Source organism: Kitasatospora sp. NPDC059146 (genome assembly GCF_042786665.1).
Classification (GTDB): Bacteria; Actinomycetota; Actinomycetes; order Streptomycetales; family Streptomycetaceae; genus Kitasatospora.
The window spans coordinates 100,100-109,412 of the sequence record NZ_JBHZCY010000014.1; the positions used below are offsets into that span (position 1 = coordinate 100,100).

Consider the following 9,313-nt stretch of genomic DNA (forward strand, 5'->3'; position numbering starts at 1 on the left):
GGAGGGGGGCCCACGTGGTGAGGGTGATCCGGATGAAGGACTTTCCCGAGGTCAACGGCTGGACGGTCGTTCCGCTCAGCGGTGATCTCGACGACTTCGCGGCCCCCGAGCTGCGGAGGCTCTTCGACGTGCTGGTCGACGGCGGTGCGCCCCGGCTGGTCGTGGACCTGGCCGCGGTCGGCTTCGTCGACTCCAGCGGCCTCAACGCCCTGCTCGGCGCCGCCCGGCGGGTGCGGGAGGGCGGGGGAGGGCTCCGGCTGGCGGGCGCCGCGCCGCGGGTGCGGGACGTCGTGGAACTGAGCGGGGTGTCGGCGGTGCTGCCGCTCTACCCGGACGTGGCGGCGGCCTGTGGCTGACCGGCGCGCCTCCGTGACCGCCCGGGCCGACGAGACCACTGTGCTGCGCGAGGCGGTGGACCGGCTGCGCGCGGAGGCCGAGGGGCTGCGCCGCGCGATGCGCACCCGGGGCGTGATCGAGCAGGCCAAGGGCATGCTCACCGAGCGACTGGGCTGCACGCCGGACGAGGCCTTCGGCCACCTGGTACGGCTCTCCCAGGACACCAACCGGCGGGTCGCGGACATCGCCGCCGGGCTGGTCGGCCTCGCGGCACCCATCACGGACCTCGCCGCGGACACGGCGCTCCAGGAGGCCGTCGAGGAGTTCGTCCGCCCGGTGCGGCATCCGCCCGCACCCGTCGAGCCCGCCGCCGGGCCCGTCCCGGCGGCGCCCGGCGCCCTCCGCCCGGCCCCGGTACCCGGCCTGGCCGCCCGCTACCACCTGGCCGTCTCGGCACTGGCCGCGGCGGAGACCCCGGAGGAACTGGCCCGGCTGCTGCACGAGGTGGCGCTGGCACCGCTCGGCGTCGTCGCCGTCGTCCTCGGCCTGCTGGAGCCGGACGGCGCCCTGACGCTGCTCGGCAGCCACGGAGTGGAGCCGCGCCGGGTCAGCCAGTGGCGGCGGATCCCGCCGGAGACCGGCGTGCCGCTGGCCACCGCCGCCCACGGCGGCGGCCTGGTCTGGGAGTTCGACGCGCAGGACACCGGAGGACGAGCCCCCGAGACCGGCCGGATCGTCCCCGGGCGGACGGCCTGCGCGGTGCCGCTGCGCAGCGGGGACCGGATCGTCGGGGCGATGAGCCTCGGCTGGGACGGCCCGCCCGAGCGGGCCCGGGCGGCCACCCGCTACCTCGACGCGCTGGCCGGCCTGGCGGCGGGGCACCTGCTGCGGGTCGCCGCGGCCGGGGGCGGCGAGCCGGGCTTGGTGGTGCCGGGCGGGGAGTACTGGTTCCGCGGCGTGCTGGACGCGATGTTCGAGCCGGTCCTGGTGCTGTCGGTGGTCCGGGAGGGCGGCAGCGAGGGGGCCGTCACCGACCTGCGCATCAGGTACGCGAACGCCGCGGCCGGCTCCGCCCCGATGATCGGCCGGCGCCTGACCGAGGTGTTCCCCGGGCTGGTCGCGGCCGGGCCCTTCGCGCGGATCCTGGACGCGGCCGGCACCGGCGCCCGGTACGAGGGCCGGACCGAGGACTTCACGAGGACGTACGACCGCGCGGGCGCCGACGACCCGGCCAGGGCGGACGGCCCCACCGGTCCGGGGGAGCCGCTCACCCTGCGGGCGGTGCCGTTCCTCGACGGGCTGCTGCTCACCTGGCGCGCCGCGGACGGCGCCGCCGAGCCTGCGGCGGGAGCCGGCGACGCCCAGCGGTTGGCCGGCGTCGGCAGCTTCGCGTGGTCGCCCGGGGAGCCGGGCCCGTCGCTCTCGCCGGAGGCCCGGTTGCTGCTGGGCCTCGACCCCGGGCGGCCGGGCCCGGTCGGCGCGGCCGGGGTGCTGGCCCGGGTCCGGCCGTCCGACCGGGCCGTCGTCGGGGCGTTGGTGCGGCTGCTGCTGGGCGGGCAGCGGCCGCCCGCCGTGGACGTCGCGGTCGGGCCGCCCGGGCCGGGGGCGCGGACGGTCCGGATCGCTGCGGAGGCGGTCGTCGACCCGGCCACCGGGCGGGTGTGCGCCGTGCGGGGCGTCCTCCAGGACGTGACCGAGCGGCACCGTACCGAGCAGGTCCTGCTCGGAGTGCGGACGAGGCTCGCGGAGCAGCAGCGCCGGGCCGCGGCCGAGCACCGCACCACCCAGGCCCTGCAGAACGCCCTGATGGGAGCGCCGGACGAGCCGGACCCGCCGCTCGCGGGCCTGGACTACGCCGCCCGCTACCTGCCGGCCGGCGACCACCGCCGGGTGGGCGGCGACTGGTACGACCTCACCGCCCTACCCGGCGGTCCGGTGCTGCTCGCGGTCGGCGACGTCAGCGGCCACGGCCTGGCCGCCGCCGTCGGCATGTCCGAGCTGCGGTACGCGCTGCGCGGGCTCTGCATCGTCGGCGCCGGCCCAGCCCGGTCGCTCGACCGCCTCAACGTGCTGCTCTGCCACCGGGGCGGCCGCCGGATCGCCAGCGTGCTGTGCGCCCTGCTCGACCCGGCCGCCCGCACGCTCACCTGGAGCGCCGCCGGGCACGCGCCGCCCGCCCTGCTCCGGGGCGGGGCCGCCGCGCCGGCCGCCGGGCCCACCGGCACGGTCCTCGGAGCGCTGCCCGAGAGCCGCTACCGCGACACCGTCCAGCCGCTGGACCCCGGCGACACCGTCCTGCTCTGGACGGACGGCCTGCTGAACCGCCGGGACGCCGACACCGGCCGCCCCGACCGCCTGCTGCGCGCCGCCGAGGAGTACCCCGCCGCCGACCTCGTCGGGCTGCTCGACCACCTCGCGGACCGGCTGGGCGGCCCCAACCCCGCGGACGACAGTTGCCTCCTCGCCGTCCGCCTCCGAGCGCGACACGAGGTCGTGCGTTAGTCCGCGCCCCGACGGGGAACCCGGACCGGCGGACCGGGGGACGGGCGTGCGAGGAGGCAGGACGTCATGGACGGACGGCAGCGGCGGGCAGCGGCTTGGCGTGGGCGGCGGCGCGGTGCCCTGGGGCGTCGAATCGTGTTCGGGCTGCGCAGCCGGGCCCTGGAGGCCACCCGGGGTGCACGGACCCGGACGGTCCTGGCGCTCGGGCTGCTCTCCCTGGGCCTGCTCGCGGCCGGCCTCCGGACCACGGCCGCGCCTCTCGCGCTGACGGTGACCGGCTGCTGGGCCCTCGCCCTCGCCCTCGCCTGCGCGGTGCTGCGCGCCTGCGCCGTGCAGGGGCCCGGTGAGCGGCCGGCCCCTTGCCGGCAGAGCCGGGCGGGCGGTTCCCGGTAGTCGCTCCGGTGGCGCATCGCGAGCCACTGTCGCTCGGCCGTGCGCCGGAACCGTCGGCACGGTGCACCGGCCGGGCGGCGTGTGCCGCGAGGTGAGGAGACGACGTCGGCCATGGATCCTCCGACCTCTCGATCCGACTGCTCGATCGCCCGGCGACAGCCCCTGATCGGGGTGCGGAACGGTGACGGCCGGTCAGCCGTCAGCTCCATCAACGGGTCAGCCGGCTCCCGGCAGCCGCACCTCCAGGTGCCCGGACAGCACCCGGGTCTCGAACACCGGTTGCGGCGCGGTGGCCGGGCCGGCGGCGACCTGGCCGTCCCGGAGGCGGAACTCGCTGCCGTGCCACGGGCAGCGCAGGCAGCCGTCGGTCACCGTGCCTTCGGCGAGCGGGCCGGAGAGGTGGGAGCAGCGCTCCGCGAGCACGTGGCAGCGCTCGCCCACCCGGACCACGACCACGGGCACCCCGCCCGCCGTCCTGCGGACGGGCTCGCCCGGCGGGAAGTCGTTCAATGGCCCGAGTCCGACCCAGTCCGCGGGCGCCAGCCGGGGCACGGCGGCGGTCCGGTCGGGTCCGGCGGCCTGCGCGTACGCCAGGTGACCGCCGAGCGTGCCGCCGGCCGTGACGGCACAGAGGCCTGCCAGCCCGAGCAGCCGCCCGCGGGCGCGGCGGCCCCGGCAGCGGGCCGACAGCGAGCCCGCGTACAGCAGCACGCCGACGGTGTTGGCGAGCGCGTGCACCAGACCGGTGCGGCGGCGTGGCGCGTCCAGCCGGGCCCAGTCCACCCAGCCGGCCAGCGCGGCCGGGGCGGCGCCCAGCAGCCCGACGGTGACCATGGCGTCGGCCGGGCGCCGGGCACCCGGGAGGAAGTCCAGCAGCGCGGCGGACGTCCAGCAGCCGATCGGCACCTGGACCAGCACCGGGTGCAGCGGGTGCCCGAGCCAGACGCCGTGCAGCGCGTCGCGGTACGGGCCGAGCGGGAGGGCCTCCACAGCATCGGCGATCGGCCCGGCCGGGCGGTCGAGGACCTCCCAGTGCGACGGCGCGTCGAGCGCCCGCCGCAGCCGGCGGGCCCACCGGTCCGCGCGCAGGGATGAGGAGTTCAGCAGGGCTGAGGGATTCAGGGGAGCGTTCATACCGGGCGGCTTGCCGGGGCGGGGCAGCCGAAACCCGTTCCCGGGTGTGCGCCGGACCGATCCGGGTAGACGCGCAACGGATGGTGGTCCCGTGGTGACGGCCCGGACACCTGTACTTCGGTGATCATGCCGCGGCGCGAGCCGCCGTGGTGCGGGAGAACCCGACGACCAGGACGACCATGACGACCGGGACGGCAGCCGGAGGGCCCGGGTCGGCCGCAGGCGAGGAGAACGAGGCGCGGAAATGGCCGATCTGACGCGGATCGCGCAGATCATGGCCGAGGCCGTCAACGGCCCGGGCCGCCCCTCTCTGCCCGAACGCCTCTGCGCGGCATGTGTCGACGCCCTGTCCGTGGAGGCCGCCTCGATCACCCTCATGGCCGACACCGGCCATCGGGCCGGCGTCTGGGCCAGCGACGGCCGGGCCCGCCACCTGGAGGAGCGGCAGTTCAGCCTTGGCGAGGGCCCCGGCGTGGACGCCTTCCGCAGCCGTCGGCCGGTGGCCGTCGCCGACCTGCTCGCACGGGCGGAGGTGCGCTGGCCGGTCCTGGTGACGGACCTCGCCTCGACCGCCGTCGTCGACCACCGGGGCCTTCGCAGCGTCTACGCCTCGCCGCTCCACCTCGGGTCCTCCGGCATCGGCGTGCTCAGCCTGTACCGCGCCACCCCCGGGCTCCCGGCGGCCGGTGAGGTCGCCGACATCCAGGTCGCCGCCACCAGCGTGACCCTCGCCATCGTCGGCTCCTTCATGACGCCCTCGGGCGAGGTGCCCGTCCAGCCGTGGCTCGACGACCCGCCGCTGAACGGCGTCGAGGTGGACCAGGCGGTCGGCATGATCATGGTGCAGCTGGGGGCACCTGCCGAGGAGGTCCTCGACCGGCTACGCGCCCACGCCTTCGCCCACGACCGCGAGATCGACGAGGTTGCGCACGACGTCGTGGAGCGACGGCTGCGGTTCACCGAGGAGGACCGATGACGGATGACCGACGGCCCGGCGCGGGCGTAGCCTGGCCCCGAAGGGAAGTGGAGGCGGTCATGACGCGCGAGGCCCGCGTGAACGAGGCGTTCGCCGGGCTCACCGAATCGCTGATCGGTCCCGGCTACGACACCGTCGAGTTCCTGCACCGGCTCACCGAAGTGTGCACGGCGCTCAGCGGGACGGCGGGCACCGGTCTCGTCGTCGCGGACCGCCGTGGCGAGCTGCGCGACATCGCCTACTCCAACGACCGGGTCCGCCGCCTGGAGGCCCTGCAGATCGCCATCGGCGAGGGGCCCTGCCTGGACTGCCACCGCACCGGCGAACAGGTCGTCGTCCGGGACCTCGACCGGGCCGGGGCCCGCTGGCCCCGCTTCGTGCCGCGCGCCCTCGACCTCGGGTTCCGCTCGGTTCGCGCGGTGCCGCTGCGCCTGGACGGCAGGGTCGTCGGCGCGCTCAACGTCTTCGACGTCCACCCCGGGATCGAGCCCGGCGAGGACGGCCCGGACGTTCTGAAGCCGCTGGCCGACCTGGCCGTGATCGCGCTGCTCCAGCGCCGCTACGGGCGGGAGCAGACCGCCGCCGAGGAGATCAGCGCCTCGCCGGCGGACCGCGCTGCCATCGAGCGGGCCAAGGGCGTCCTCGCGGAGGCCGGCGGCCTCGACATGGACGGCGCCTTCGACGCGCTCCGGGACCACGCCCGCCGCAGCGGCACCGGCGTCGCCGACGCGGCCCGCGCCCTCGTGGAGGGGCGGATCAACCCTGCCGCCGTGCTCACCGACTGACCGCTGCGACCGTTCTGCGGCGTCACCGGGTGCGACGTCCCCCGCTGCTCGGGCAGGTGGTTGGTCTGTGACCCGGCGGGTAGGCGCGCCGCATGGAGGACATCGGCCCCCCAGCGGACGACCAGTCCGACGGCATCCCCGGAACACTCGACCTCTGCGACCTCTGCGGCCGGGCCGTCGACGAGGGCGACCTGCTCGGCGTGCTCGTGCCGGATTCCTCCGCGCTGCACGTCAGCGACCAGAGCCTGGACGGCAAACGGGCGCTGACCGCCTGCACCGTCAACCACCTGGCTGATCTGATCGCGCAGTACCGCAAGCGCCCGTTCGTGCCGGAGGAGCTGTGGGCCGGCAAGGTCTGCCGCGCGCTCGCAGAGTGCGACGGCGAGCCCGTCCCGCTCAGCACGGTCGCCGAGCTCAGCGGTCTTTCGATCCAGCAGGCCGCCCAGGGCGTCGAGTGGCACAACGCCAGGGCGCGCGAGTGGCGGGCCCGCTACGGAGACCCCGGCGAGGACTGACGGCACGACAGGGAGACGCGGCGGCACGGCGGAGCCCCCGGGGCTCCGGTGGTGGGCGGGGTCGGCCTCACGGTGCGACGGCGTCGGCGGCCGGCGGCTCCGGTTCCGGGGCCGGCCCCTGCGGAACGTCCGGGTTCCGGCGGTCGATCGCCGGTGCGTCCGCGACTGTGGCGGACCGCCTGGAGTGCGGACGGACGACGGAGGGCGGGAACGGCCTCGCTCCGTCGGGATCCGTGCGTTCGTGTCCGTGCCGGCCGCGCATCGCTATGGCCCACGAGCTTCGTCTCACACTCACCGCTTCCTCCTGGTCCTCGGGGCGGACGCCGGGGTTCGCCGCTGCCGCGCGGCTACCCGAACCTGGCCCGGCGAATCCCGGGTGGGGGCCCGGAGACCGGGTACCCGCAGCGGTCCGGGGGCCCGGGCGACGACGGCCCGGGCCCGGAAGAGGCCACAGGAGGCAGCCGTGAACAACCACACCAAGGTCCTCGCGATCGTGACCAACCACGGTGTCGAACAGGACGAACTCCTCGTCCCGGTACGGCACCTGCGTGACGACGGCGTCCACGTCGACATCGCCGCCCCGAGCCGGGACGACATCCGCACCCTCGTCGGGGACGAGAAGCGCGGCGAGACGGTGGAACCGACGCACACCCTCGACGACGTGGACGCGGACGCCTACGACCTGCTCCTCGTCCCGGGCGGCACCCTCAACGCTGACGCCCTCCGGACGCACCGGAAAGCCGTCGACCTCGTCCTCGCCTTCACCACCTCCGGCCGCCCGGTCGCCGCGATCTGCCACGGTCCGTGGGTGCTGGTCGAGGCCGGCGTGGTGTACGGAAAGGAGCTCACCTCCTACCCGTCGCTGCGCACCGACCTCGCCAACGCCGGCGCCGACTGGACGGACGCCGCGCTCGTCACGGACGACACGAACGGCTGGCGTCTCATCACCTCCCGCACGCCGGACGACCTCGACCAGTTCGTGCGGGGGATCGACGCGGCGCTCAAGGTGCGGGCCGCGGCCGCCGATCGGGGCTGACGCTCCCGGTCGGCGCCGGGTGGGGCCACCGGGCCTGCGGGGCTCATGGGCTCAGCGGCAGGGCAACCGGTGCACGGACTTCTCGACGTCGGTGGGGTGTCGCTCCGAGGCCGGGGGACCTGGGTTCCGGGGCTCGGAGCCTCCGGGGGTGATGCTCATCGCGCGTTCCCCACGCTCCGGCGGTGGGGTGTTCAGCGGTGCAGCAGGAGGTCGGCGGCCTGGACCGGGCCGGCGGCGGCCCGGCAGACGGTCAGCGTGCAGGGCGGGCAGGGCACCGTGATCCGTGCCGCGGCCTCGGGGACGCGGATCGCGCGGGCGCCGGCATCCAGGGCAGCGGCGATCACGGCGTCGCCGGAGCCGATCACCGTCACCCGGGCGGGCGGCAGACCGAGGGCCCGGCAGCTGGCGGAGACCAGAGCGGGCGAGGGCATGTGGCACGAGCAGCCGTCGTGCCTGCCGTGGGGGCAGACCGCCCACACGTCGAAGGGGCCGAGAAGTAGCTCGGCACGAGCCTGGACGGCCTCGACCTCCGCGCGTCCGATCAGGCCACGGGCGACGCCCGGCTGGTTGGTCAGCACGCCGATGGCGAGGCCCGCCCCGCGTAGGGCCGTCAGGGTGCCTCGTACGCCCGCCATGGGGAGGACGAGGGCGGGATCGCCGTTGCAGGACACATCCTGGAGGAGGGTGCCGTCCCGGCCGAACAGCACGGCACCAGTCGGTCCGTCAGCCCCGGAGGGGCCGCTGCGGCTGTACAACCACGGGCCGGTGCCGTCCGCGCCGTCCGGCCGGTCGCCGGCCGAACGGGGCTGCGGGACGGTCGGTACGGTTTCTCCTAGGTACGTCATACTCCTGCGGGTTGCCGCCGTGCCCGGCGTCAAACGGCCCACGGGCGGCGTGCCGGCCATGCTCGCCGGTCAGGGAATGCCCGTGCCGGGCGGAGGTCCCCGGACCGGCCCGGTTGGAGCCGCCGAGGCGGCTTGGCGCACGCGCCGCGAGCAGCGGCGCAGCTCCGGGGCCGGAGCACGGAGCCCAGGGTGGGGAAGAGCCGGTTTTCCCGCCGCCGAGAGCTGTTCGGGGAGTCGTCACCAGCCCGCCCCGTCCCACCTCACCCCAGGCGGTCTGCCCGGTTACGCCGGGTGTCCGGCGTTGATGTCCTTCACGTCGTGCAAGGTCAGCGGCCCACCGCTGGAGTGCGACGTGGTCGTGGTGTCGAACGGGGCGAGGAGGAATCCCACGTGGTCGCCCCAGTCGGCCCGGTCGAGGACGTGGCCGGCGAACCAGGCCATGGCGCCGGTCAGGACCGGGACTCCGCCCGGACCGGGCTCCCACGCGGTGGCCGCGAACTTGTCGATCCGGTCACCGGTGCGAGCACCGAAGAGCTCGGCGAGGTCGTGGCGGTGTGCGGGGAGCAAGTGGACCACCAGCACCCGTGACCGTGACGCGACGGCGTAGGTACGGTTCGCCTTGGAGATCCACACGGTGAAACGCGGTGGGTGCAGCGAGTTCTGGCCGGCGAAGCCGACCAGGCACCCCGCGCGATCCTCACCGACCGCCGCGGTGACGACATAGACCGAATAGTCCAACAGGGCGCTGAACGCCTCGAATTGACCCACGCCTCTGCTCCTTCCTGCGGATT

Annotated in this window: 10 protein-coding genes; 7 read left to right on the forward strand and 3 right to left on the reverse strand. The window is 75.9% G+C overall.

What is annotated here, in order from left to right; translation table 11 throughout:
- Window positions 1-32 precede the first annotated feature (32 nt).
- The 3 genes from ACFXPX_RS09170 to ACFXPX_RS09180 all read left to right on the forward strand — a co-directional run bounded on the left by ACFXPX_RS09170 (window position 33) and on the right by ACFXPX_RS09180 (window position 3,231).
- A complete protein-coding gene (locus tag ACFXPX_RS09170; protein ID WP_380640337.1) occupies window positions 33-356 on the forward strand; it encodes an STAS domain-containing protein in 324 nt (107 codons plus the stop codon).
- Window positions 349-2,838: a SpoIIE family protein phosphatase gene (locus ACFXPX_RS09175; RefSeq protein ID WP_380640339.1), complete on the forward strand. Its 2,490-nt coding sequence runs from the start codon at window positions 349-351 to the stop codon at window positions 2,836-2,838. The genes ACFXPX_RS09170 and ACFXPX_RS09175 overlap by 8 nt, the downstream gene beginning before the upstream one ends.
- 135 nt (window positions 2,839-2,973) lie before the next feature.
- Entirely contained in the window at window positions 2,974-3,231 is a 258-nt protein-coding gene (locus tag ACFXPX_RS09180) for a hypothetical protein (protein ID WP_380522108.1), read from the forward strand.
- A gap of 216 nt (window positions 3,232-3,447) precedes the next feature.
- Here the strand turns inward: ACFXPX_RS09180 and ACFXPX_RS09185 are convergent, their stop codons facing one another.
- Entirely contained in the window at window positions 3,448-4,365 is a 918-nt protein-coding gene (locus tag ACFXPX_RS09185) for a Rieske 2Fe-2S domain-containing protein (RefSeq protein ID WP_380588800.1), read from the reverse strand.
- A gap of 244 nt (window positions 4,366-4,609) precedes the next feature.
- Between ACFXPX_RS09185 and ACFXPX_RS09190 the strand changes: the two genes are divergently transcribed.
- From ACFXPX_RS09190 to ACFXPX_RS09205, 4 genes are all read left to right on the forward strand, one after another.
- Complete coding sequence (locus ACFXPX_RS09190; protein ID WP_380522104.1) at window positions 4,610-5,341, forward strand: GAF domain-containing protein; 732 nt, start codon at window positions 4,610-4,612, stop codon at window positions 5,339-5,341.
- Between the two features lie 59 nt (window positions 5,342-5,400).
- Entirely contained in the window at window positions 5,401-6,126 is a 726-nt protein-coding gene (locus tag ACFXPX_RS09195; protein WP_380640342.1) for a GAF and ANTAR domain-containing protein, read from the forward strand.
- A 92-nt stretch (window positions 6,127-6,218) separates the two neighbouring features.
- Complete coding sequence (locus tag ACFXPX_RS09200) at window positions 6,219-6,641, forward strand: hypothetical protein (protein ID WP_380522100.1); 423 nt, start codon at window positions 6,219-6,221, stop codon at window positions 6,639-6,641.
- Between the two features lie 463 nt (window positions 6,642-7,104).
- The gene (locus ACFXPX_RS09205; protein ID WP_380522098.1) at window positions 7,105-7,677 is read left to right on the forward strand and encodes a type 1 glutamine amidotransferase domain-containing protein; all 573 of its coding nucleotides are present in this window, start codon (window positions 7,105-7,107) and stop codon (window positions 7,675-7,677) included.
- Between the two features lie 191 nt (window positions 7,678-7,868).
- Here ACFXPX_RS09205 and ACFXPX_RS09210 read toward each other — a convergent pair whose 3' ends face one another.
- Window positions 7,869-8,522: an HAD-IIIA family hydrolase gene (locus ACFXPX_RS09210; protein ID WP_380522096.1), complete on the reverse strand. Its 654-nt coding sequence runs from the start codon at window positions 8,520-8,522 to the stop codon at window positions 7,869-7,871.
- 282 nt (window positions 8,523-8,804) lie between these two features.
- Entirely contained in the window at window positions 8,805-9,290 is a 486-nt protein-coding gene (locus tag ACFXPX_RS09215) for a flavin reductase family protein (protein ID WP_380522094.1), read from the reverse strand.
- Between the last annotated feature and the right edge of the window lie 23 nt (window positions 9,291-9,313).